The sequence below is a fragment of the Leifsonia sp. NPDC102414 genome (assembly GCF_044765685.1).
Classification (GTDB): Bacteria; Actinomycetota; Actinomycetes; order Actinomycetales; family Microbacteriaceae; genus Leifsonia.
The window spans coordinates 587,712-611,057 of the sequence record NZ_JBIWKN010000002.1; the positions used below are offsets into that span (position 1 = coordinate 587,712).

At 68.3% G+C, this 23,346-nt stretch carries 29 protein-coding genes; 10 read left to right on the forward strand and 19 right to left on the reverse strand.

The window, feature by feature from the left end:
• Nucleotides 1–15 precede the first annotated feature (15 nt).
• On the reverse strand, nt 16–1,287 hold the full coding sequence (locus ACIRCZ_RS11205) for a serine hydrolase domain-containing protein (protein WP_402852948.1): 1,272 nt from the start codon (nt 1,285–1,287) through the stop codon (nt 16–18).
• 85 nt (nt 1,288–1,372) lie between these two features.
• On the opposite strand from ACIRCZ_RS11205, the gene ACIRCZ_RS11210 reads away from it, so the two are divergent.
• From ACIRCZ_RS11210 to ACIRCZ_RS11225, 4 genes are all read left to right on the forward strand, one after another.
• Complete coding sequence (locus ACIRCZ_RS11210; protein ID WP_402852951.1) at nt 1,373–1,675, forward strand: DUF2470 domain-containing protein; 303 nt, start codon at nt 1,373–1,375, stop codon at nt 1,673–1,675.
• A gap of 82 nt (nt 1,676–1,757) precedes the next feature.
• Nucleotides 1,758–2,171, forward strand: coding sequence for a DUF4383 domain-containing protein (locus ACIRCZ_RS11215; protein WP_055897345.1), 414 nt, complete (start codon nt 1,758–1,760; stop codon nt 2,169–2,171).
• 22 nt (nt 2,172–2,193) lie between these two features.
• Nucleotides 2,194–2,736, forward strand: coding sequence for a hypothetical protein (locus tag ACIRCZ_RS11220; RefSeq protein WP_402852954.1), 543 nt, complete (start codon nt 2,194–2,196; stop codon nt 2,734–2,736).
• A gap of 95 nt (nt 2,737–2,831) precedes the next feature.
• Nucleotides 2,832–3,479, forward strand: coding sequence for a heme oxygenase (biliverdin-producing) (locus ACIRCZ_RS11225; RefSeq protein WP_055897342.1), 648 nt, complete (start codon nt 2,832–2,834; stop codon nt 3,477–3,479).
• A gap of 41 nt (nt 3,480–3,520) precedes the next feature.
• Here ACIRCZ_RS11225 and ACIRCZ_RS11230 read toward each other — a convergent pair whose 3' ends face one another.
• Nucleotides 3,521–3,874 (reverse strand): FHA domain-containing protein, encoded by a 354-nt coding sequence (locus tag ACIRCZ_RS11230; protein WP_055897340.1) that lies wholly within the window; start codon nt 3,872–3,874, stop codon nt 3,521–3,523.
• Between the two features lie 41 nt (nt 3,875–3,915).
• On the reverse strand, nt 3,916–5,205 hold the full coding sequence (locus ACIRCZ_RS11235; RefSeq protein ID WP_055897337.1) for an ATP-dependent RecD-like DNA helicase: 1,290 nt from the start codon (nt 5,203–5,205) through the stop codon (nt 3,916–3,918).
• Between the two features lie 91 nt (nt 5,206–5,296).
• Here ACIRCZ_RS11235 and ACIRCZ_RS11240 point away from each other — a divergent pair, with 91 nt between their 5' ends.
• The 4 genes from ACIRCZ_RS11240 to ACIRCZ_RS11255 all read left to right on the forward strand — a co-directional run bounded on the left by ACIRCZ_RS11240 (nt 5,297) and on the right by ACIRCZ_RS11255 (nt 8,230).
• Entirely contained in the window at nt 5,297–6,367 is a 1,071-nt protein-coding gene (locus tag ACIRCZ_RS11240) for a hypothetical protein (protein ID WP_402852959.1), read from the forward strand.
• 231 nt (nt 6,368–6,598) lie between these two features.
• Complete coding sequence (locus ACIRCZ_RS11245) at nt 6,599–6,922, forward strand: hypothetical protein (RefSeq protein ID WP_157480427.1); 324 nt, start codon at nt 6,599–6,601, stop codon at nt 6,920–6,922.
• A gap of 157 nt (nt 6,923–7,079) precedes the next feature.
• Nucleotides 7,080–7,670, forward strand: a complete 591-nt coding sequence (locus ACIRCZ_RS11250) for an RNA polymerase sigma factor (protein ID WP_402852962.1) — start codon at nt 7,080–7,082, stop codon at nt 7,668–7,670.
• Nucleotides 7,667–8,230, forward strand: coding sequence for a hypothetical protein (locus ACIRCZ_RS11255; protein WP_055897327.1), 564 nt, complete (start codon nt 7,667–7,669; stop codon nt 8,228–8,230). The genes ACIRCZ_RS11250 and ACIRCZ_RS11255 overlap by 4 nt, the downstream gene beginning before the upstream one ends.
• A gap of 65 nt (nt 8,231–8,295) precedes the next feature.
• Here the strand turns inward: ACIRCZ_RS11255 and ACIRCZ_RS11260 are convergent, their stop codons facing one another.
• The 14 genes from ACIRCZ_RS11260 to ACIRCZ_RS11325 all read right to left on the reverse strand — a co-directional run bounded on the left by ACIRCZ_RS11260 (nt 8,296) and on the right by ACIRCZ_RS11325 (nt 20,757).
• Nucleotides 8,296–10,206 (reverse strand): cytochrome c oxidase assembly protein, encoded by a 1,911-nt coding sequence (locus ACIRCZ_RS11260; RefSeq protein ID WP_402853616.1) that lies wholly within the window; start codon nt 10,204–10,206, stop codon nt 8,296–8,298.
• A 208-nt stretch (nt 10,207–10,414) separates the two neighbouring features.
• A complete protein-coding gene (locus ACIRCZ_RS11265; protein WP_055897324.1) occupies nt 10,415–10,702 on the reverse strand; it encodes an HU family DNA-binding protein in 288 nt (95 codons plus the stop codon).
• A gap of 255 nt (nt 10,703–10,957) precedes the next feature.
• Entirely contained in the window at nt 10,958–11,263 is a 306-nt protein-coding gene (gene rpsN / locus ACIRCZ_RS11270; protein ID WP_055897321.1) for a 30S ribosomal protein S14, read from the reverse strand.
• 4 nt (nt 11,264–11,267) lie between these two features.
• Nucleotides 11,268–11,435 (reverse strand): 50S ribosomal protein L33, encoded by a 168-nt coding sequence (rpmG, locus tag ACIRCZ_RS11275; RefSeq protein WP_027692168.1) that lies wholly within the window; start codon nt 11,433–11,435, stop codon nt 11,268–11,270.
• Nucleotides 11,435–11,671, reverse strand: coding sequence for a 50S ribosomal protein L28 (gene rpmB / locus ACIRCZ_RS11280; protein WP_018188988.1), 237 nt, complete (start codon nt 11,669–11,671; stop codon nt 11,435–11,437). Before rpmB ends, rpmG begins: the two co-directional genes overlap by 1 nt.
• Nucleotides 11,672–11,841: 170 nt before the next feature.
• Entirely contained in the window at nt 11,842–12,228 is a 387-nt protein-coding gene (locus ACIRCZ_RS11285) for a Fur family transcriptional regulator (protein ID WP_402853007.1), read from the reverse strand.
• Between the two features lie 9 nt (nt 12,229–12,237).
• The gene (locus ACIRCZ_RS11290; protein ID WP_055897315.1) at nt 12,238–13,119 is read right to left on the reverse strand and encodes a metal ABC transporter permease; all 882 of its coding nucleotides are present in this window, start codon (nt 13,117–13,119) and stop codon (nt 12,238–12,240) included.
• The gene (locus ACIRCZ_RS11295; RefSeq protein WP_055897312.1) at nt 13,116–13,988 is read right to left on the reverse strand and encodes a metal ABC transporter ATP-binding protein; all 873 of its coding nucleotides are present in this window, start codon (nt 13,986–13,988) and stop codon (nt 13,116–13,118) included. Before ACIRCZ_RS11295 ends, ACIRCZ_RS11290 begins: the two co-directional genes overlap by 4 nt.
• Nucleotides 13,985–14,902 carry a metal ABC transporter solute-binding protein, Zn/Mn family gene (locus ACIRCZ_RS11300; RefSeq protein ID WP_402853012.1) on the reverse strand — a complete coding sequence of 306 codons (918 nt, stop codon included), beginning with the start codon at nt 14,900–14,902 and terminating at the stop codon, nt 13,985–13,987. The genes ACIRCZ_RS11295 and ACIRCZ_RS11300 overlap by 4 nt, the downstream gene beginning before the upstream one ends.
• A 66-nt stretch (nt 14,903–14,968) precedes the next feature.
• Nucleotides 14,969–15,514, reverse strand: a complete 546-nt coding sequence (locus ACIRCZ_RS11305) for a VOC family protein (protein WP_402853015.1) — start codon at nt 15,512–15,514, stop codon at nt 14,969–14,971.
• Nucleotides 15,515–15,578: 64 nt separating this feature from the next.
• Complete coding sequence (locus ACIRCZ_RS11310; protein WP_402853017.1) at nt 15,579–17,069, reverse strand: dihydrolipoamide acetyltransferase family protein; 1,491 nt, start codon at nt 17,067–17,069, stop codon at nt 15,579–15,581.
• Between the two features lie 58 nt (nt 17,070–17,127).
• Complete coding sequence (locus ACIRCZ_RS11315) at nt 17,128–18,087, reverse strand: alpha-ketoacid dehydrogenase subunit beta (RefSeq protein WP_055898881.1); 960 nt, start codon at nt 18,085–18,087, stop codon at nt 17,128–17,130.
• 416 nt (nt 18,088–18,503) lie between these two features.
• Entirely contained in the window at nt 18,504–19,643 is a 1,140-nt protein-coding gene (pdhA, locus tag ACIRCZ_RS11320; protein ID WP_055897300.1) for a pyruvate dehydrogenase (acetyl-transferring) E1 component subunit alpha, read from the reverse strand.
• A gap of 4 nt (nt 19,644–19,647) precedes the next feature.
• The gene (locus ACIRCZ_RS11325; protein WP_235500537.1) at nt 19,648–20,757 is read right to left on the reverse strand and encodes a pyridoxal phosphate-dependent aminotransferase; all 1,110 of its coding nucleotides are present in this window, start codon (nt 20,755–20,757) and stop codon (nt 19,648–19,650) included.
• A gap of 89 nt (nt 20,758–20,846) precedes the next feature.
• Between ACIRCZ_RS11325 and ACIRCZ_RS11330 the strand changes: the two genes are divergently transcribed.
• Complete coding sequence (locus ACIRCZ_RS11330; protein ID WP_055897295.1) at nt 20,847–21,233, forward strand: phage holin family protein; 387 nt, start codon at nt 20,847–20,849, stop codon at nt 21,231–21,233.
• Between the two features lie 49 nt (nt 21,234–21,282).
• Complete coding sequence (gene purB, locus ACIRCZ_RS11335; protein WP_402853023.1) at nt 21,283–22,662, forward strand: adenylosuccinate lyase; 1,380 nt, start codon at nt 21,283–21,285, stop codon at nt 22,660–22,662.
• 88 nt (nt 22,663–22,750) lie between these two features.
• Here the strand turns inward: purB and ACIRCZ_RS11340 are convergent, their stop codons facing one another.
• Entirely contained in the window at nt 22,751–23,065 is a 315-nt protein-coding gene (locus ACIRCZ_RS11340) for a hypothetical protein (protein WP_402853026.1), read from the reverse strand.
• A partial coding sequence (locus ACIRCZ_RS11345; protein ID WP_402853029.1) for a DUF308 domain-containing protein occupies nt 23,062–23,346 on the reverse strand: 285 nt, incomplete at its 5' end. The genes ACIRCZ_RS11340 and ACIRCZ_RS11345, both read right to left, overlap by 4 nt.

Here is a 23,346-nt window from a genome sequence, read left to right on the forward strand (position 1 = left end):
GCTACCCGCTGACCGCTACTTGGCGGGCGGGCAGGGCACCGTCTTGCCCATCGCCTCTGTCATCTGCGCCTCGGACCATGGAAGACCGGCGACGACCTTCGCGCCCTTCACCTTCGCGGGCGCCTTGGACGCGATCGACGCGAGCCGCTGCGCCAGGTACTGCGCGAACGCCGGTCCAGGCGTCGAGTTGTTGAGAGCGACGACGATCGTGAGCCCGGACGTCGGGTCGCTGTACATCGCCGACAGGTAGCCAGGCATGGCGCCTGCGCTGCCGCGCAGCGGACCCAGGATCTGCATCCCGAGCCCGTACTTCTGCCAGTCCGAGCCGTTCGGGATGCCGGTCGCCTGCGCCTTCGCCGATGCCTTCGACAGCAGGGAACCGGTCGCGAGCGCCTGCACGTACGCCTTCAGGTCCGGGACGTTCGAGACGACACCGGATGCGGTCCAGCCCATCGAGTTCGAGAGCTCCGTCACATCCCGCATCGGTGTGCACACCACGGCCCCAGCGGCGTCGATGCCTACCGAGTACCCGGTCGGATGCGCGCCGGGCACGGCGAGCTGTGACGGCCCGGGATAGGAGCTGGACTGCATCCCGAGCCTGGAGAAGATGTAGCTGGAGTAGAGGTCCTGCCAGCTCTTGCCCGTGGCGTTCTCGAGGGCCATGCCGAGCAGGACGAAGTTGGTCGACGAGACCCCGAGCTTCTCGCCAGGCTTGCCGAACGGCTGGGTGGCGAGGCCGTCGCTGGCGAGCTCGAGCGCCGGCCACTGCCTGGTGGGGTTGTTGAGGAAGATCGCGTTGAGCTGGCCCTGATAGTCGCCGATGCCAGACGTGTTCTGGCACAGTTCGCGCAGCGTGACGCCGTCGACCCCGACCATCCCAGGCAGCCACTTCGTGAGCGCGTCGTCCAGCTCGACCTTGCCTGCATCGACCAGGGAGAGCAGAACGCTGCAGGTCATCGGCATCGTGTTCTGCGCGATCCGGAACGTCATGTTCGCCGTGACGGGCGTCGAGCCCTTCAGCGTCGTGGTGCCGAGACCGGCCGTCCAGCTGCCGGCCCACGGCGCCCACACGCCGACCATCGCACCGGAGGCGCCCGCCTGCTTCATCGCGTCGGTCACGGCCGCCTTGAGCTTGCCGGAGACGTCGGAGGAGAAGCCGCCTGCGACCTGCTGGGGGAGATCCGAGGTCGCGCCGGCGTTGGGGGTGCACGCCGTCAGGATCAGGGCGATGACGCTCGCCACAGCGACGACGGTGAACCGTCTCGCCCCGCTCGCTCGTCGCCGCATCTGCCATCCCCCGATGGATCGTTGTCCCTGGTCCAAGGATTCTAACCGCTGATGGGGGGCGGTCCGTGCAGCATACGATCGAGGCATGCAGAGCTTTCCTCCGGAGGTCGTCGACGCCGTCCTCCGCCACATGAACAGCGACCACACGGACGACAACCTCGTGATCGTGCGCGCGAACGGCGCGCCGGACGCGGCAGCAGCAACCATGACGGCACTGGATGCGGACGGCGGGATGTGGAGCGTCAGCACGGCCGATTCCGCCACCGCCATCGAACTGCGCATCCCGTGGACGATCCCCGTGGCGGAGCGTGCGGACATCCGGAAAGCCGTCGTCCTGCTCTACCGTTCGGCGTGTCGCACGCTCGGCATCGAACCGCGCTCCGAATAGCGCGACCAATCCGTTCCTCCGCACCCTCCGAACACGTGGATGAGGCGCTGCGACAGCCGCGCCGCCCACTAGGAGGAACGAAATGCGCACATCACCCAACCGCCTGGTCGCGACGATCTTCGGCGCTGTCTATCTCGTCGTCGGCCTGCTCGGCTTCGCATACACAGGAGGCGTCGGCTTCGTCGCCACCAAGGGCGGACTGATCCTCGGCATCTTCGAGGTCAACCCGCTGCACAACATCGCCCACCTGCTGATCGGCGCGGCTCTGCTCATCGCCGGACTCACCAGGGTGGCGGCAGCCAAGGCCGTGAACACGACGGTCGGCGCGGTGTACCTGCTGCTCGGCATCGTCGGCTTCTTCCTGGTCGGCACCGGGGCGAACATCCTCGCCCTGAACACGCCGGACCACTTCCTGCACCTCGTGAGCGCGATCGTGCTCCTCGGTGTCGGTCTCGGCGCCGAGAAGACCGTGCGCTCGTCCTCGGCCGTCGCCTGACCGACGCGCCACGGTGAGCACCATGACCGGGGTAGCTGTGGGGGAGGCCACGGGTGTGCCCGTTTCGGCGGTCACCCGCGCCTGGCTCGCCGTGGCGGCGCTGGGGGCCGGGCTGCTGCACGCAGCGCTGGCCGCCAGCGCACCCCTCCCGGCCGCGATCGTCCTCGCGACGTTCGCGGCCGTGGAGCTCGGGTGGGCGGTCGCGGCCTTCCTCCGCGACCGTCCACCTTTCTTCCGCGCGGCCCTCGTCGCCGCGCTCGTGCCCGTCGGAGCCTGGGCGGTCGTCGCGACCGTCGGGGCCACCTCGGAGGCAGGGACGATCCTTGCTCTGTCCCCGCTGCCGCTCGGCGTAGCCGCACTGCTCGACGTCGCGGTCGCCGGCACGATCGCCATAGTGCTCCGCCGCGCGAAGCCTGTCACCGCCAACGCCGGAGCGCTCCGCTTCGTGCTGGCCCTGCTGCTCAGCGCTGCGGCCGTCTGCGCGGTCACCATCCCGGCCCTCGGCCTCACGGATGCGGGTGTCGCCGCAGTGGATGTGCACCTCCAGCACGAGGGGCATCACTGACCCGGGTGGCTTTTCCCCTCGTCGCTGCCATACACTTAGGGCACCCTTCGTTAGGTAACCCTAACTCCTGAAGATCACCGACCGGCTGGAGCATCGTGGCAGCAATCATCCCCTTCTCCCAGGCACTCCGCGAACGGACCAGGACCGACCACGGCTCAAGCGAGGGTGCAGGCTTCATGCAGGATCTGATGTCGGGGAAGGGCAGCCGCGACGACTACATCGCTCTCGTCGCTCAGCACTACTTCATCTACGACGCCCTGGAGGCGGTCGCGGCACGCATGGCCGCCGATCCGGTGGCGGCCGCGTTCATCACGCCGAAGCTCACGCGTCTGCCGGCCATCGAGGCCGACCTGGCGTTCCTGCTCGGCGACGACTGGCGCGACCAGATCGCCCCGCTGCCGACGACGATCCGGTATGTGGCGCGCATCCACGAGGTCGGCCAGGACTGGCCAGGCGGTTTCATCGCGCACCACTACACGCGCTATCTCGGCGACCTGTCAGGCGGCCAGATCATCCGCACGCTGATGCAGCGTCAGTTCGGTTTCGAGACGAACGGCGTCGGCTTCTACCTGTTCGCCGAGATCGCCAAGCCGCGGGAGTTCAAGGACGTCTACCGCGCCCAGCTCGACGCGGTCGACTGGGACGACGCAGAGCGCGACCGCGTCATCGACGAGGTCATCCGTGCATACGCGTTCAACACGGCGCTCTTCGAGGACCTGGCGGCCGCCAAGCTCGCGGCCTGAAGCGTCGTCTCGCATCACCCCGCCGCCGCGTCAGCGGCCGGTCAGCGGCGCGTCAGCTTGAACGAGCCTGTGCCGAAGCGCACCGTCGACCCTGGATCGACCTCGTGGCGCGTCTTCGGGTCGCAGGCGTACGCGCCGTCGCCTGGGTAGACGATCGTGGTGCCGTTCGCCGACCCGAGGTCGAGCACCCAGAAGATCCCGTCGTACTGCCCGAACGCCAGGTGCGCCCGCGAGATCGACTTGGCGTCGTCCTCGACCGTGATCAGCTCGGCGTGAGCAGGGTCGTCCAGCTCGGTCCCCGGCGTATGAGCGGCAGGGTTGCGCCCGATCACACCGTTACCGCTCGTCTCCACATGCTGCCCGTCACTGAAGTCGAGCACGAAGGTCACCGCCATGTCAGTCTCCTGTCGCGTGAGTTCCACCGTGAGCGCGCGTCTCAGCCCTCCCTGGGCCTCGTGCGCATGAATCGTTCGACGTCCGCATCCACCATGATGTCGCTCGGCCGCAGCGGACGGGACAGGTACAGGCCGTCCAGCGACGTGATGCGGCTGAGCGCCACGTATGTCTGCCCGGGGCTGAACGCCCGCTGGCCGAGGTCGACCACTGCTGAGTCGTACGTCTTGCCCTGCGACTTGTGGATGGTGACAGCCCACGCCAGCCGCAGCGGAAACTGCGTGAACTCGGCCACCACATCCTTGGTGAGCTTCTTGGTGGCGGCGGAGTACGAGTACTTGAACTTCTCCCAGATCGCCGGTTCCACCTCGTGGATCTCGCCGTCCACCTCCACATAGACGTTGGAGTCGATGCGGGTGACCGTGCCGATGGTGCCGTTGACCCAGCGCGGGCCCTCCCCGCCCTGGCCGACGTCGTTGCGGAGGAACATCACCTGCGCGCCGACCTTCAGCTCCAGCGTCTCGTCCGCCGGGTACGTGCGGCCGCCGAAGTCGCCGCTGACCTCCGCCTTCGCGGTGAGGGCTCTGCCTGGCAGGCGGCGCAGCGCCTCCGCGTTGATGCGGTTGACCGCGTCGTTGCGGGTGGCCAGCGTGATCGTGCCATCGTCCGGGGCCGGACGCGCGCCCATCTCGTTGAGGCGGTCGGCGATCTCCTTGGTCACCTGGCCGTGCCGCACCGCGTTCAGCATGTACTTGAAGTCGGACTCGTGCTGGCGGTGCACCTCGACCAGCTCCACGATCTTGAGGTCTGCTTCATCCCACACCTTGGCGTCGAAGAACCACATCGACCGGTATGTGTCGCCGAAGTATGCGCGCTCCTCCGGGTCGCCCGGCACCGGCGCCAGCTGGTACGGATCGCCGAAGAGCACCACCTGGACCCCGCCGAACGGCTCCTTGTTGCGCTGCCTGGCCTGCCGCAGGCTGCGGTCGACCGCATCCATCAGGTCGGCGTTGACCATCGAGACCTCGTCGATCACGAGCGTGTCGATGCTGTTGAGCAGCTTGCGCAGCTCGGCGCTCTGCTCGATGTCGTGGTCGGCGATGACCCCGATCGGCAGGCGGAACAGCGAGTGGATGGTCTGCCCGCCGACGTTCAGCGCCGCGACCCCGGTCGGCGCGGAGATGACCAGCGACTTCTCGGTGTTCCAGGAGAGATGGTTGAGCAGCGTCGATTTGCCCGTGCCGGCGCGGCCGGTGACGAAGACGTGCTCGCGGGTGTGCTCGATCAGCTCGAACACTCGCTGTTGTTCGGGCGTGAGGGAGAGTCGGCCCATCCGAATCCCTTCCGTCGCGCGACCTGCCGAACTACTCTAACGCGGCCGTGGGCTCGGGCGACGGTTCTCCACAGGCCCATAGGATGGCGGCATGAGTGGGGATGAGTCGGGCAGCGCACCGTCGCACCCGCTCGCCGCAGTCAGCCCCGGGATGCGCGTGATCCTGCTCTGGTCCGGCATCGCCGTTCTGCTCGTGCTCGCGTTCGTCGCCTCGGTCGGGGCGGTGCAGCGCGCGTTCTACAGTCCGGCCGGCTTCGCCACCTCGTACGTGCAATCGCTCGCGTCCCACGACGTGCGCGCCGCGCTGGCCATGCCTGGCGCGAATCCGACCCCTGCGTCCCTCTCGAAGCAGGGCCTGCCCTCCCGGCCGTCGCACGAGCTCCTGCGGCCGGATGTGCTTCCCCGCCTCACCGGCATCCGCGTGGTCGGCGACGACCTGCTCGCCTCAGGAGACCACCTGGTGGAGGTCGCCGCCCTCTCCGACGGGCATCCTGTGACGGCGAAGTTCACCGTCCGCCAGGCCGGCTCCGTGCTCGGCTTCCTGCCGCTCTGGGAGTTCGCGAAGACACCGCTGACGGTCGCGCACGTCCAGGTGCAGCACGCGGACACGTTCACGATCGCCGGCCACACCCTCGAACCGCGGGCAGCGCAGAAGCAGCCGGCGGACGCGTTCTCCGTCTCCGCCGACTACCTGATGTTCGCGCCGTCCGACTACACGCTCGGCCACAGCTCGCGCTACCTCACGACCACGCCGGTGACCTTCGCCGCCGCCGCGGGTCAGCGGGTGCAGGTGGCAGTGGATGCGCAACCCGACACCGCGTTCGTCAGCGTCGTGCAGAAGCAGCTCCACGAGTTCCTCGACGACTGCGCCAAGCAGCAGGTGCTGCAGCCCGCAGGATGCCCGTTCGGCGCCGTCATCGACGACAGGGTGCAGGGCCTGCCTGCCTGGTCGATCGCGCAGTACCCTGACGTGCGCATCCAGGCGGGCGAGACCGGCTGGGTGGTGCCGCGCGCCGCCGGCGCAGCGCACCTGTCCGTGACCGTGCAGTCGCTGTTCGACGGCTCGGTGTCGCAGCGCGAGACGGACGAGCCGTTCGTCCTGTCCGTGTCGAAGATCACCCTGCGCGAGAACGGCGGGATCGACCTGGTGGTGGCGGAGTAGGGACGGGGCGCCGCCCGCCGGGAACCGTTTCGCTGCTGCGGACATTACCCGAGTGGATCCCGATCCCGGGATCGCAGGCACGGTACGAACTCGGGGGGAATCGTGAAGAAGAGCACGTTCATGGGAAGGCCGGCATTCTCGGCATCTGTCATCGTTCTGGCCGCGCTGGGGGCTTTGTGCGGATGCGCGGCGTCCGATCCGAATGCATCGCCTCGCCAGCAGGCCGTCTCCGTGTCCGCCACCACGGCGACGCCGGCCCGGACCCCTGCGCCCCGAGCGGCGTCGCCGGACGATCCTGTCGACGCGCTGACCGCGTGGCATGCGTGCGCTGTGCTCGGCCTGGCGAACTACGCGGCCGACAACCCTGGTTCGACGCTGATCCCCTACGACCCCAGCCACCCACCGACCAGGAACGCCGACGGCACGTATCAGGCGTATGCGGCCTTCCCCCTTCCTCACCCGACGGAGGGAGCAAAGAGTGTTCTCATCATCTGCACCATCGGCGGCACCCTCGGCGATCCGACCCTCGTGAGCTGGCTCGCGAAAGACATCTAGACGGGGAGTGCGGTGAAGGCCCCTGGGCGGGGAAGGCGGGTGACCGCATGCACGCCCGGGGGTCTTTCTGGTTCGCGAGACCCGAGCCCCGCGACGACCGAGCGCAGACACGCGGCGGCTTCGGGAACCGTTCGGCGGGTTCGGACATTATCTATACGTGACTACCGAGGACACCGACGAACCGGCGCTGTTGCCGACGACGCGTCGGGACGACCCGGAGGCGTTCGGCGAACTCTTCGATCTTCACCGGGACCGCGTGTTCCGGCACGCGCTCCGCCTGACGCGCTCCGTGCACGACGCTGAGGATGTGACGGGCATGGTCTTCCTGGAGGCCTGGCGCCGCCGCGAGTCGATGCGGGAGGTCGACGGGTCGGTGATCGGGTGGTTACTGGTCACGGCGAACAACGTGAGCAGGAACCTTGCCAGGTCGAGCCGCCGCTACGCGCACGTGCTCAGCATCCTTCCCGCCCAGGCGAACACTCCCGACCACTCCGACGCCGTCGACGACAGGCTCGACTCCGACGAGCAGCGGAACGCTCTCCGGACCGCACTCTCGCAACTGCCGCGGCGGGATCTCGACGTCCTGTCGTTGTGCGTGATCGAGGAACTCAGCACCGCCGAGGCCGCCGCGGTGCTCGGCGTCGCCCTCGGCACGGTGAAATCCCGCCTGTCCAGGGCCAAAGCCCGCCTGGCTGCCCTGCTCGGCGAAACGACCCGTCTGGCCGCGACGGAAGGAGACCTCCGATGAACGACGACATCCGCTTCGACGATCGTCGGAGCGCCGCTTGGCGAGACGCCATCGTGGAGACCGCGCGCGCCGACCAGGCCAGCGGCGGCAGTCGCAAAAGGGTATGGACGGTCATCGCGCTGGTGATCGCCGCACTGATCGTTTCCGGCGGCGGAGTCGCTTATGCCCTCAGCGCCTCGGTCAGGATCGGCCCGTCGACCGTCGACGTCTCGACCGCCACCGCGACACCGACCGTCAACGACCGGGAGACACCGACCGTCGTCCCTCCCCCTCCTGTGCACTCGCCGTCGCCGGATGACCCCATCGACGCGCTCGGCGCCTGGCAGGCGTGCGAAGCCATCGGTCTCGCCAACTACGCGGCGGACAATCCGGGCGCCATCCCCCAACCATTCGACCCCGAGCACCCGCCGACCCAGAACGACGACGGCACCTACCAAGCGATGGTGGGCTTCGCACTGCCGCAGCCCACGCAGGGCGCGGCGAGCATCGTCGTCATCTGCACCGTCGGCGGAACGCTCGGCGATCCGGCGGTCGTGAGCTGGACGATGAAGGACATCTGAGCGCGGGTGGCCGTAGTCGGCCCCGACGCGGACCCGGACCCGGACTCGGATAGAGCGAGCGGCCGCTACCGTGAGACCCCGTCGCGCGACGCCAGCTTCTGCAGGCGCTCGTTGTACGCGTTGAGCTCTGCCTCGCCTGTTCGGTCCGCGTTGCGGTCTCGGCGCTTGGTCTCGCGGTCGTCGCTGCGGCTCCACTGGATGGCCACCACGATCGCCAGGATCACGGTCGGGATCTCGCCGACGCTCCAGGCGATGCCGCCGCCCGTCTGCTGGTCGACGAGCGGGCTGTCTCCCCAGGTGCGGCCCATCGAGCCGAACCAGTCGGCGAGCAGGAGGCCGGTGCTCTGCATGATCGAGAGGCCGAAGAACGCGTGGAACGCCATCGTGCCGAGCAGCAGCAGGAGGCGGAACGGGTACGGCAGGCGGTATTTGACCGGGTCGATGCCGATGAGGGACTGCACGAAGAGATAGCCGGTGATGAGGAAGTGGATGATCATCCACTCGTGGCCGATGTGATCCGTGGTCGCCCAGCGGAACAGCGGCGTGTAATAGAACGCCCAGAGCGACCCGGCGAACAGCACGGCGGCGACCACCGGGTTCGAGATGACGTTGGCGAAACGGGAGTGCACCGCCAGCAGGATCCATTCGCGGCCGCCGCGGGAGCCGTCGGTCCGCTTGCGGATCGAGCGCAATGCCAGTGTCACGGGCGCGCCAGGCACCAGCAGCAGCGGCACCATCATCGTGAGCACCATGTGGGCGAGCATGTGCGTGGAGAAGAGGTACTTCTCGTACACGTTCACGCCGCCGGAGGTGATGTAGAACAGCAGCACGATGCCGAGGATCCAGAACACCGTGCGGTGGATGGGCCACGCATCGCCGCGCTTGCGCATCCGCCACACGCCGGCGAGGTAGAAGAAGATCGCGAAGCCGCAGGCGAGCACCCAGAGCAGGTCGAAGTTCCACATGGTGAACAGCCGGCCCCAGGTGAGCTCGGGCGGCAGCTTCTCCCCGGTGAGGATCTGGGCGGGCGTCGGCGCAGCTCCGAGCTTCTCGGCGACGGGCGTCGCTGTGCGGGCGAGCGCGGCTGCGACGCCGGACGCGATGCCCATGAACGCGAGCTCGGCCGTCACGATCCACCAGAACGTGCTGCGCTTGCCCCCCGCCTTCAGCTTGCCGATCAGGATGCGCCGCTGCATCACGCCGAAGACGCCGAGCGCTCCGAGGGCGGCCACCTTGACCAGCACCAGGATGCCGTACGGCGTCGCGAGCTGCGCGAGGGTGCCGACGCGGAGCTCGGCGTTCACATAACCGGACGCTGCGACGACGATGAACGCGATCAGCGCGAGCGACGAGTACCGCTCGAGCACGGGCACGAGGCGTCCGCCCTCGAGGCTGCGCCTGGCGACGATCAAGGCCACGAGGCCGCCCAGCCAGATCGCCGCGAACAGGACGTGCAGACCGAACGAGGTGACGGCCGCGTCGTGGCCGGCCGCATCCGCGCTGTGGCCCTGCTGCGCCATTGGGATGATGGATGCGATGGCCAGCGCCGTGACGAAGACGAGCGCCGTGTGATTGCGCACGGCGAAGCAGAGCACCGTGACGGCCGCGGCGATGAGCGTGATGCCCAGCCAGGCCTGACCGATGGAGACGCTGGTGACGAACGAGCTGAGCCCGTTGCTGAACGCCTCGTCGAACGACCACGGCACGTTCGAGACGCTCACGAAGGTGAAAAGGCCGGTGGCTGCGCTCGCCACGGTCATGACGGCGGCCGAACCAGCCGCGAAGTCGAGGGACTTGCCGAATTCGTCCTTCTGCGGGCTGAACGCGAAGCAGGCGAGCACCAGGGCGCCGATCGTGCCTGCGGCGCTGAGATTGACGATCAGGGTAGACGCGGGGAGCCCCCAGCGCACGAGAGCCCCAGGATCGGCCAGGAGGGGCGCAGCAGCGCCTCCGCCGAACGCGAGGGCCGCGATCATCGAGATGATCGCGGCGATCAGCAGGACGGCAGGGCCGATGATGCGGGCGATTCGGGGCACCGGACAAGCCTACGTCCCGCCCGCTGAAAGGCCGCACACAGCAGTGGATGCGCGGGCAGCTCGGGCAGCGGGGCCAGCGGCAGGTCACCCTCAGAGACGACGAGGGCGGCGCCGCACTGCGGCACCGCCCTCGATCAAGCCGGTGAGACTACTTGACGGCAGCCTTGAGCTTCGAGCCGGCGGTCAGCTTGACGCGGTGGCCGGCCGGGATGTTGATCTCGGCGCCGGTCTGCGGGTTGCGGCCCGTGCGAGCAGCGGTCTCGGTGCGCTCTGCAGCGAGCCAGCCCGGGATGGTGACCTTGCCACCGTTGGCGACGGTCTCCGCGATGGTGGCGAAGAATGCGTCGAGCACGCCACCGACGGCAGCCTGGCTCTGACCCGACGACGCGGCGACGGCGGCAACGAGCTCGGTCTTGTTCAGCGACTTGTCAGCCATTGAGTGTCCTCCTCGGACCTTGTGCTGGATATACAGCTTCTGTGTGGAACGGTTGAGGCCAAGCCTGGCCGTTACGTTTGGTCGGTTGACCGCCTCGAATGTATCAGAAACCCGCGGAAACACGCGGATTCCCGGCGTTTTTCACAAACTCTGGAGCAGATGAGCAGTCGCGGGGACCCCATCCAGGTGCCGGAGGGACGACGAAGGGGTGCCCGGCCGAAGCCGGACACCCCTTCGAGGAGCTGAAAGCGCTGGTTACCAGCTGGACTTGGTGATACCGGGCAGCTCGCCACGGTGCGCCATGTCGCGGAAGCGGACACGCGAGATGCCGAACTTGCTGAGGTTTCCGCGGGGACGGCCGTCGACGGCGTCGCGGTTGCGAACGCGGATCGGCGATGCGTCGCGCGGGATCCTCTGCAGGCCCTGGCGGGCCGCTTCGCGCGACTCGTCGGTGCCGTTGGGGTCGATCAGGGCCTTCTTGAGCTCGAGACGACGTGCCGCATAGCGGTCAACGATCACCTTGCGCTGCTCGTTCTTGGCGATCTTGGACTTCTTAGCCATGTGTTTAGCGCTCCTCTCGGAAGTCGACGTGCTTGCGCACTACGGGGTCGTACTTCTTGAGCACGAGACGGTCAGGGTCGTTGCGGCGGTTCTTCTTGGTCACGTAGGTGTAACCGGTTCCAGCCGTCGAACGAAGCTTGATGATCGGACGAACGTCCTGCTGCTTTGCCATTAGATCTTCTCCCCACGGGCCAGGAGGTCCTTGACCACGGACTCGATGCCACGGGCGTCGATGACCTTGATGCCCTTGGCGCTCAGGGTCAGCGTGACGTTACGGCGAAGCGACGGCACGTAGTACGTCTTCTTCTGAATGTTCGGGTCGAAACGACGCTTGGTGCGTCGGTGCGAGTGCGAGATGTTGTGTCCGAAGCCGGGAACGGCTCCAGTCACCTGGCACACTGCTGCCATTGTCTTTTCTCCAATACCGCGGAGCCGAATGCTCCGCCCAAGGTCACTTGTCGGCACGGTTGACCCCAGGAATCCGAGGATGTTGGGGTTTACGTACGATCTGAGCGGGAGAGGCCCACTCAGCCAAACATCAATACTACGCGACGGATGCGCATCCCGCCAATCGATGGTCAGGCGACGCGCGAGCAGGTGGTGCAGAGGCCGAAGATGTCGACGACGTGCTGGGGTTGCGTGAAGCCGTGGGATGCGGCGGCCGCCTGAGCCCACTGCTCGACGGCGTCCGCCTCGATCTCCACCGTGAGACCGCAGTTGCGGCAGATCAGGTGGTGGTGATGTCCCGTGGTGCACGCGCGATACAGCGCCTCGCCCTCCGGCGACTGCAGCGAGTCCGCTTCGCCCTCCGAGGCGAGGTCGGCGAGCGCGCGGTACACGGTCGCGAGGCCGATCGGGGAGCCCGTCTCGTGCAGGCTCAGGTGGAGCCCCTGCGCGCTGATGAAGCCCTCCGTGGAGGTCAGTGCCTCTCGGACGGCTTCTCGCTGCCAGGTGTTCCGCTTCACGAGCCCAGGCTAGCCGTTCCTGCTCACGAGTCGCCGTGAACCCTGGCGGCCGCCGACGAGGCGGCAGATCACGTAGATGACGAAGGAGATCGTGGTCACGTACGGGCTGATCGGCAGAGCGCTTCCGATGGCGAGCATGATGCCGCCGACCACGGAGACCAGTGCGAAGCCCACGCTGAGCAGCGGAACAGCGAGCGGAGACGACGAGATGCGCATCGCTGCGGCGGCCGGGGTCACCAGCAGCGACAGCACGAGCAGGGCGCCGACGATCTGCACCGACACCGCGACGGCGAGGCCGAGCAGCACCATGAACGCCAGGGCGACGAACCGCACTGGCACCCCGCGGGAGGCGGCGACGTCCGCATCCAGGCTGTCGAAGCTCAGGGGACGCCAGATGACGAGCAGCCCGATCAGCACGACGGCGCCGATGCCGAGCAGCCAGCCGAGCTGCGGGTCGTCCACCGACACGATCTGCCCGGTGAGCAGCCCGAACTTGTTGGCGCTCCTGCCCGGATACAGCGCGAGGAACAGGATGCCGAGGCCGAGGCCGAACGGCATCAGCACGGCGATGATCGAGTTCCTGTCCCTGGCCTTCGCGCCGAGCAGTCCGATCAGCACGGCGGCGATCAGCGATCCGGCCACCGAACCGACCACCACGTTCGCGCCGAACAGCAGCGCGGCCGCTGCGCCGGCGAACGAGAGCTCGCTGATGCCGTGCACGGCGAACGCCATGTCGCGCTGCATCACGAACACGCCGATCAGGCCGCCGACGACGCCGAGCACGGCGCCCGCGAAGATCGAGTTCTTGACCAGCGCGAGCAGTTCGCCGTAGTTGGCGAAGTCGAACAGCTGCGACCACAGGTCGGTGCTGGATGCGAGGTGCGCGATCATGCCGCAGGCTCCGGATGCGCGGAGTGGCCGTGATGGTGGTGGTCGTGGGTCTCGGCGTCCGGGATGCCGACCACCACGATGCGCCCGCGGCTGCGGATCACGTCGATCGGGGTGCCGTAGAGGTCGGTGAGCACGTCGGAGCGCAGCACATCGTCGGGGGTGCCCTCGCGGAACCGGCCGCCGGCCAGGTAGAGCACCTTGTCGACCATCCCGAGCACCGGATTGACGTCGTGGGTGACGAAGACCACGGCGCTGTCGTGGTCGCGTCTGCGCCTGTCGATCAGTTCGCTGACGCCGCGCTGGTGCTGCAGGTCGAGGGAGAGCAGCGGTTCGTCGCAGAGCAGCAGAGCTGGGTCGCCGGCGAGCGCCTGGGCGACGCGCAGCCGCTGCTGCTCGCCACCGGAGAGACTGCCGACGGGCACGTTCGCGTAGCGGCGCGCGCCGACGGAGTCGATCAGCTGCTCGACCTGGGCCCTGTCGGCCCTGGTGGGGATCGGGAGGCCCCAGCGGTGCCCGCTGACGCCGAGGGCGACCAGGTCGCGGGCGCGCATCGGCGTGCCGGCCGCGATGATCTTCTGCTGCGGGATGTAGCCGATGCGCCGGTCGCCGCGCCGCACGGGATGCCCGTCGAACTCGATCGAGCCGGAGTCGAGCTGCTGCTGGCCGAGGATCGTCTTCAGCAGGCTGGTCTTGCCGGAGCCGTTCGGACCGAGCACGGCGACGAACTCACCGGCGTGCACGTCGAGGTTCAGGCCGCTCCACAGGGTGCGGTCGCCGAAGCCGAGGTTCGCATCCCTGAGCCGCAGCACGACGGGCCGATGGTCGGGGGAGGGGACGCGCTCCAGCGGCTCGACCGCTTCTGCGGTCATTCGCCGAGGGCCTTGGCCACGGCGTCGACGTTGCTCGTCATCCAGCTGATGTAGTCCTTGCCTGCCGGCAGGGTCTCCGTCACGGGGACGACGGGGACGCCTGCGCTCTTCGCTGCGGCCAGGACCTTCTCGGTCTCCGGTCCACTCGTCTGCTCATTGTAGGCAAACACCTTCACGGCGTTGCCGCTGAACAGGTGCAGCATCTCGTTGAGCACGGACGGGGAGACGTCCGTGCCGTTCTCGATCGCCGAGCTGAACGCCTCCGGCGTCTTGTTCACGAGACCGATGGCGTCGAGCAGGTAGAGCGGAACGGGCTCGGTGATTGCGGCGCCCTCTCCCGCGTACTTCTGCTTGAGATCGGCGGTGCGCTGTTCGAGACCGGTCAGGTCGGCGGTGAAGGCTGCGGCGTTCTTGGTGAAGACGGACGCCTGCGACGGGTCGGCCGTGGACAGCGCATCCACCAGCTTGCCGGTGAACTTCTGGATGGTGGGGAAGTCGTACCAGACGTGCTCGTTGAGGTCGTCGCCCGCGGTGGCCTTCTTGCCGGAGATGTCGACGACGTTGAGCACGGTGCCCTTGTCGCCCGCCGACTTCCGAAGGGTGTCCATGAAGTCGTCGTACCCTCCGCCGTTCTCGATGATGATGTCGGCCTTGGAGACGGCGAGCTGGTTCTGCGCGCTCGCCTCGAACGAGTGCGGGTCCTGTGCGGGGTTGTCCATGAGCGACGTGACGTCGACCGCGCCTCCCGCGATGGTCTTGGCGATGTCGCCGTAGACGTTGGTGCTGGCGACGACGGAGACCGTGCCGCCTGCGCCGGTTGAGGTGTCGCCAGAGGCGCCTGCCGAGCATCCGGTGAGGGCGAGGGCGGTGACGACGGGGATGGTGAGAAGCGTGGCGATGGTGCGCGACTTCATAGGGGGCCTGTCTAGTTCGGCTGTCTGAGTGATGCGCCGATGACCGGCACTCAAGAACCGTAACGCTTATTGATAATGATTGTCAAAACCATCGGGCGCGACGGGCGCGACGGGCGTGCTCGCCGTGCCCTTCTCGCTGCCGGAGAGCTCGGCGTCGAGGGTCTCCTGGGCCACGCGCATCGCGTCCGCGAAGCGCGGTTCGGCCATGCGGGTCCAGACCTCGTCCTGCGGCACGTCCTCGACGTGCGCCATCACCCACCAGATGTTGCCGAAGGGGTCGCGGATGCGGCCGCCCCTGTCGCCCCACGCGCTGTCCGCCAGCTCCGTCACGACGCGCGCGCCGGCCGCCACCGCCCGCTCGAACGCCGTATCGGCATCCGGCACGAAAACGCGCAGGAGTGACGGCATCGCCGGCCAGCCAGGCCGCCGGTCGAAGGCGAGCAGCACAGTGTCGCCCACGCGGATCTCGGCGTGGCCGACGCTTCCGTCCTCCACGAAGACGCGCGCCAGCTCGACCCCGCCGAACGCCGTCGTCACGAAATCGAGCAGCGCTCCCGTGTCGTCCGTGACGATCCACGAGGCGACGCTGGTGTATCCATCCGACTCAGTCATGCGGCTTCTCCTTCTGTCTCTTCCCACGCTAGGTGGGATAGCGGACAATTTTCGGCCGCAATCGTCAGTCGAGCAGGAGAGCCGGCTCCTCGATGATCGAGGCGACGTCCGCCAGGAAGCGCGAGGCAACATCCCCGTCGACCACGCGGTGGTCGAACGAGGCGCCCAGTGTGGTGACGAAGCGCGGACGCACCTCGCCGTCCACGACCCACGGCTTCTGCTTGATCGTGCCGAGGGCGACGATGCCGACCTCGCCGGGGTTCAGGATCGGCGTGCCGGTGTCCATCCCGAAAACACCGATGTTGGTGATCGTGATGGTGCCGCCCGCCATGTCCGCCGGGGTGGTCTTGCCGTCGCGCGCCGTGAGCGTGAGCTGTTCGAGCGCCGTGGCGAGTTCGAGCAGCGACATCTCCTGCGCCTCTTTGACGTTCGGCACGATGAGGCCGCGCGGGGTGGCGGCGGCGATGCCGAGGTTCACGTAGTGGCGCACGATGATCTCCTCGTCGGTCCACGACGAGTTCACGGTGGGGTTGCGGCGCACGGCCCAGATGATCGCCTTGGCCATGATCAGCAGCGGGGAGACCTTCACGCCGATGAAGTCGGGGGAGTTCTTGAGTCGCTTGACGAACTCCATGGTGCGGGTCGCATCCACGTCGACGAACAGGCTCACGTGCGGGGCGCTGAACGCGCTCGACACCATGGCGTTCGCGATGGTCTTGCGCACGCCCTTGACCGGGATGCGGTCCTCACGGTCGTTCGGCCACTCCGGCGTCTGGATGTTGCGGAACACGCTCGCCTGCGTCGCCTCGCGCAGCACGTCCTCGCGGGTGACCTCGCCGATGGAGCCGGTCGGCGTCACCAGGGTGAGGTCGACGCCGAGGTCCTTCGCCAGCTTCCGGATGGGCGGCTTGGCGATCACGGGGACGTTCGGCATCACGTGCGCCTCGCTGTGCACCGTGAGCGGAGCGGCGGGGGCCGCTGGGGCGGCAGCGGCCGGGGTCGCCTGAGCGACGGTCACTGCGGCGGGCGCGCTCTGGGCAGCGGCCGGCGCGGCCGCAGCGGGAGTCGCAGCTGTGGCAGGGGCGGCAGCAGAGGATGCACCACTCGCCACCACCGGAATCGCCGACGTCCCCGGGTGGGTCACCCTCCGGCGACGGCTGGCGCCGTGTCCTGCCGCACCGTAGCCGACCAGCACGGCTCCCGGCTTCTCGGCAGGGGCATCCACTTCGTGGGACACGCTCGCGGCCGCGTCCGCCTCGGCTTCCTCGACCTCGCTCGGCGGCTCCGGCTGCTCCTGCTGCTGCCCTGCGCCGCTGTCACTGGACACCGTGATGATCGGCGTTCCGACATCCACGGTCTGTCCCTCGGACACGAGCAGTTCGCCGACGACGCCCTCGAACGGCGACGGCAGCTCCACGAGCGACTTCGCCGTCTCGATCTCGACGATGACCTGGTTGACCGCCACCGTGTCGCCTGGCGCGACCTTCCACGCGACGATCTCGGCCTCGGTGAGACCCTCGCCGACATCGGGAAGAAGGAACTTCGATTCGCTCATGTGCGACTTCTTTCGGTAAGCGGGATCGGGGACGAGACGGCGCGCGACGGCGGCCGGCTCAGTACGCGAGGGCCCTGTCGACCGCTTCGAGGATGCGGTCGGCGTCTGGGAGGTAGATGTCTTCGAGCTTCGCGGGAGGGAACGGGGTGTCGAACCCCGCGACGCGGAGCACGGGCGACTCGAGCGAGTAGAAGGCCTTCTCGGTCACTGTCGCGGCGATCTCGGAGGCGACGCTGACGTTTCCGGGTGCCTCCTGGGCGACGATGAGCCTGCCGGTCTTGCGCACCGACTCGACGATGGGCGTGTAGTCGACGGGGGAGATGGAGCGCACGTCGATGACCTCGACGCTGCGGCCCTCCTCGGCGGCGAGCTCAGCGGCGCGCAGCGCGACACTGACCATGCCGGCCCAGGCGACGACCGTCGCGTCCGTGCCGGTGCGTACCACGCGGCTGGCGTGCAGCGGCGTCGTGTTCTCCAGCAGGTCGACCTCGCCCTTGGGCCAGTAGCGGCTCATCGGCTCGAAGAAGAGCACGGGGTCGTCGGACTGGATGGCCTCCTGGATCATCCAGTACGCGTCGTGCGGGGTGGACGGTGCGACAACGCGCAGGCCGGCGGTGTGCGCGAAGTACGCCTCCGGTGCCTCCTGGTGGTGCTCGACGGCTCCGATGTGGCCTCCGTGCGGCACCCGGATGACGATCGGCATCGAGATCCTGCCGTCGTGCCGGTTGGTGAGCTTGGCCAGCTGCGTGGTGATCTGGTCGAAGCCGGGGAAGATGAACCCGTTGAACTGGATCTCGACCACGGGCCGGTAGCCGCGCATCGCGAGGCCGATGGCCGTGCCGACGATCCCAGCCTCTGCGAGCGGGGTGTCGATGACGCGCTGGGCGCCGAACTCCTTCTGCAGGCCCTCCGTCACCCGGAAGACGCCCCCGAGGGGGCCGACGTCCTCACCGAGGATGAGCACGCGGTCGTTGTCGGCGAGCGCCTTGCGGAGGCCGGCATTGAGGGCCTTCACCATCGGCAGCGACTGGATGCGCGGCTCCGGCTCTGCGGGTGCGGGAGGCTCTGCAGGCGCGGCGCTCTCTGCGCCGGCGTTCTGTTCCACCCCCGGCTCGTCCGAGCCGTCCGCATCCGCCGCAGCAGCCTCGGGATGCACGTCCGCCGCCTCCTGCGCGTCGATCCGCGTCGGGGTCGGGGCAGCGTCCTCGATCGTGAACTCGCGCGACCACTCCTGCTCCGCGACGTGCTCCTCGAGCACGATCGAGCCCGGCTCGCTCTCCACGATCTCGACGACGTCGATGGCCTGGGTGTCCTCGCCGGCCGATCGGTCAGCGTACTCGTGGTCCGCGCTCTCGTGCTCCGGCGCATCCACCAGCTCGGCCTCGACGATCTCGCCGTCTGTCTCTGTCGCGGGCGCTTCGCTTCTCACGTCGCTCATGCGTCACCTCCGAACGATGCTTCGTAATCGGTGAGCCACTGCTTCTGCTCGTCCATGAGCGGATGCGGCTCACTGTAGACGTTGTCGAACATCGACGCGATGGGCGGTGCCTCGAGTTCGAGCGTGCGCTTGCGGACGTCGGCGGCCAGGTCGGCCCCCTCCTCGTCCGCGCTGTCGAAGAACGCCTGTCCGACGCCCTGCTGCTCCAGGAACGTGCGGAAGCGCAGGATCGGGTCGCGCTCGCCCCAGTACGCCGTCTCTTCGTCCGTGCGGTACTTGGTGGGGTCGTCGCTGGACGTGTGGGCGCCCATCCGGTACGTGAGCGCTTCGATCATGCTCGGGCCTTCGCCGTTGCGGGCGTCGTCGAGGTGCTTGGCGGTGACCGCGTACGACGCGAGCACGTCGTTGCCGTCGATCTGCACGCCGGGGATGCCGAACCCGCTGGAGCGCAGATACAGCGGCGAGCGCGACTGCGTCGTGACGGGCACGGAGATGGCCCACTGGTTGTTCTGCAGGAAGAAGACCTGCGGGGTCTGGTAGCTGGCGGCGAAGACGAACGCCTCGCTCACGTCGCCCTGGCTGGTGGCGCCGTCTCCGAAGTAGACGATCGCGGCCTCATCCGTGTCCGGGTTGCCCGTGCCCACCTTGCCGTCGAACGTGATGCCCATGGCGTAACCGGTGGCGTGCAGCGTGTGCGAGCCGATCACCAGCGTGTAGAGGTGGAAGTTCTGCACGGCAGGGTCCGTCGGGTCCCAGCCGCCGTGCGTCGTGCCGCGCAGGAGTCCCATGATGCCGACGGGGTCGATGCCGCGGATCATGCCGACCACGTGCTCGCGGTAGGACGGGAAGAGGTGGTCCTGCGGGCGGGCGGCGTGAGCGGAGCCCACCTGCGCGCCCTCCTGGCCCATGCTCGGCACCCAGAGGCCGAGCTGGCCCTGACGCTGCAGGTTCGCGGCTTCGTGGTCGAAGGCGCGCACCTTCACCATGTCGCGGTACAGCCGCCGGTAGTCGTCCTCGTCGAGTCGCTCGAGGTACGGCAGGTATTCCGCTGCGAGTTCGCTCGGCTGGAAACGGCCGTCTGCTGTCAGCAGCTGGACCGTGTTCGCCGGGCGCGGGGTATCGTTCGTGGCAACCACCTGTCTAACCTAACCGCTTGGCGGGGTGCCCATTTGGTAGGTTCCGCACAATATCCGCGGTCACCTCAAGGAGTTTGTCCACAGACTCCTGCTCTCCGACACTGATCCGGATGCCCTCGGGCGCGAACGCGCGCACGGTCAGGCCCGCGTCGAAGAACGCGTCGTTGGCTTCGGCGGTCTGCTCACCCGTGGCCAGCCAGACGAAGTTGCCCTGCGCCTCCGGCACCACCCAGCCCTGTGCGATCAGGGCATCGCGGAGCTGGTCGCGCCGCATGGCGATGCGGGCGACGCGCTCCATCAGCTCGTCCTCCGCGTCGATCGAGGCGAGCGCAGCGACGCGGGCGGCGTCTGTCACCGACAGCGGGATGGCCGCGGAACGCGCCGCGTCGAGGACGTGCCCCGGTCCGACCGCGTAGCCGATCCGCAGCGCGGCGAGACCGTAAGCCTTTGAGAAGGTGCGCAGCACCACGAGGTTGGGGTAGCGGCCGAGCAGCGGGATGCCGTCGACGGAGGCGTCGTCAGTGACGAACTCGTAGTACGCCTCGTCGAGAAGGACGAGCAGGTCGGCAGGCACGGACGCCATGAACCGCTCGAAGTCGGCGGCGGTCACGATCGTGCCGGTCGGGTTGTTCGGGGTGCAGACGATGACGGCGCGGGTACGGTCCGTGATGGCCGCGGCGAGCGCATCCAGGTCGTGGCTGCCGTCCGCGCGGTTGGGGACCTGCACGCTGGTCGCACCGGCGACCGTGACCAGGCCGGGGTACGCCTCGAACGAGCGCCAGGAGTACACGACCTCGTCGCCGACTCCCGCCGCGGCGGAGATGAGCTGCGCGAGCAGCGAGACAGAGCCGTTGCCCAGGTGCACCTGGTCCACGTCGACGCCGTGGCGGTCGGCGAGACGCTGCCGCAGGTCGGCGCCGCCCGCGTTCGGGTAGCGGTTGAGGTCGCTGAGGACCGCGCCGACCGCATCCACCACAGAGGGGAGAGGAGGGAACGGGTTCTCGTTGCTGGACAGCTTGAAGCCGTCTGCGGGAGCGGCCCGCCCCTGCTTGTATGCGGGAACAGCGACGATCTCGGGGCGCAGCCTCACGCCACGGGTGTGTTCGGTACTCACGCCCCTAACTTACCCGCGGCCGCATACCGCGGCGGGAATTCTCCTGCGACCCCTCGCCGCGGAGGGGCCCCACCTGGGAACATGGACGCATGAGATTCCTCGTACGACTCATCATCAACGCTCTCGCGCTCTGGCTCACGACGCTGATCGTGTCCGGCGTCACCGTCCGCCCCTATGCGGAGGGCGAGTTGCCGACGATCCTCACCTACCTGCTGATCGCGCTGATCTTCGGCGTCGTCAACGCCATCGTCGGCACGGCCATCCGGATCGTCGCGTTCCCCCTCTATATCCTCACGCTCGGGCTCATCTCGTTCATCGTGAACGGCCTGCTCCTGCTGCTGGTGGCGTGGATCAGCGGCCTGATGGGCTTCGGCCTCTACATCGCCGGATTCTGGTGGGGCGTGCTCGGCGCGCTGGTGCTGGCGATCATCGCCTGGCTGATGGGGCTCATCCTCCGTCCGCTCACGCGACGCTGACAGCGTGAATGCGGGAGAATAGGACAGACCCCACCACGCAAGGAGACCCATGACCGCGCTGCCTCCCCAGCCGCTGAGCCCACTCGACGGCCGTTACCGCTCGGCGGTGCTCGGTCTCGGCGACCACCTGTCGGAGGCCGGCCTGAACCGGGCACGTGTGCAGGTCGAGGTCGAATGGCTCATCTATCTGACGAGCCACCGGATGTTCGGGTCCACGCCGCTCACCGAGCAGCAGGTGCGTTCGCTGCGCGCGCTGGTCGACGAGTTCGGCCAGCCGGAGATCGACAGGCTCGCCGAGCTGGAGGCCACCACCAAGCACGACGTCAAGGCGGTCGAATACCTGGTGCGGGAGCGCATGCACGCTCTCGGCCTCGACAGCATCGCCGAGCTCACCCACTTCGCGGCGACCAGCGAGGACATCAACAATCTGTCGTACGCGCTCACGGTCAGCGCCGCCGTCAACGAGGTGTGGCTGCCGAAGTTCCGCGCCGTCATCGCCGAGCTGCGCGCGCAGGCGATCGAGTACCGCGACGACGCGATGCTGGCCCGTACCCACGGCCAGCCGGCGACGCCGACGACGATGGGCAAGGAGCTCGCCGTCTTCGTCTACCGCCTGGAGCGCATCCAGAAGCAGATCGAGCACAACGACTACCTCGGCAAGTTCAGCGGGGCGACCGGCACCTTCGCCGCGCACGTCGTGGCGGACGCAGAGGCGGACTGGCCGCGCATCTCGCGCGAGTTCGTCACCAGCCTGGGGCTCGACTGGAACCCGCTGACCACGCAGATCGAGTCGCACGACTGGCAGGCCGAGCTGTACGGCAAGGTGTCGCACGCCAACCGGGTGCTGCACAACCTGGCCACGGACATCTGGACGTACATCTCGCTCGGCTACTTCCGGCAGACACCTGAGCCTGGCGCGACCGGCTCGTCGACCATGCCGCACAAGGTCAACCCGATCCGCTTCGAGAACGCGGAGGCGAACCTGGAGCTGAGCTCCGCCGTGCTCGACTCGCTCGCCGCCACGCTGGTGACCAGCCGCCTGCAGCGCGACCTCACGGACTCGACGACGCAGCGCAACATCGGCGTCGGTCTCGGCCACTCGCTGCTCGCCCTGGACAACATCCAGCGCGGCCTGAGTCAGATCGCGCTCGACCGCGACCTGTTGGCCGCCGACCTCGACGCCAACTGGGAGATCCTCGGCGAGGCGATCCAGACGGTGATCCGCGCGGAGGTCTCCGCCGGTCGCTCGCAGATCACCGACCCGTACGCGCTGCTCAAGGAGCTGACCCGCGGCAAGCGCGTCGACCACGCAGCGCTGGCGGAGTTCGTCAACGGCCTCGACATCGGCCAGGCCGCCAAGAACCGCCTCCTCGCCCTCACCCCCCAGACATACACGGGCCTCGCGTCCGCCCTCGTCGACCACCTCTGAAAACATCGAGTCCGAAGTTATTCATGCGACGCGCCGGGCGCGGGCGTGAACAACTTCGGACTCGATTTTTAGCGGGGCCGGGGGAGGGTTAGTGGCCGGACGGCTTGTCGGTGGGGGACTCGCCGTTCTGCTCCTCGAGGTCGTGGACCTCGGCGGCGTTTGGCTTGAACGCGAGGGCGAACAGGGCCATCAGCACCAGGGCGACGATGAACGCGATACCGAAGCTCACCCCGGCGAGCAGGAACTCGCCGGTCGCGATCAGCACGATGAGGCCGACGAACACGGCGAGCGCCGCCGAGATGCCGAGCAGCTCGGTCGGCAGGAAACGGTCTTTGCGGCTCGGCTGGAGCTTGGAACGGGAATCAGTGGTCACGCCAGGGTCTTTCTTGTCGCGCTTGGTCACGATCCGCTCCCCGTGCTCTGCTCAGCGGCAACGGCTCGGGATGCGCTCCGCTGCGACACCGCGCCGATCCCCTGGAACACGCCGACGATCACGGCCCACGCGCCGAACAGGCCGATCGAGAGCAGGGCGTCGGACGGGATGAGGAGGAAGGCGACGGCGAGCACGGCGGTCAGCGCACCGGTGATGAGCCAGTCGCGAGCGGCCGCATCCCGCCCTCTGTTGCGGATGCCGCTGTAGAGCTCGAGGAAGCCGGTGAGCGCCGCCCACACGGTCACGAGGTA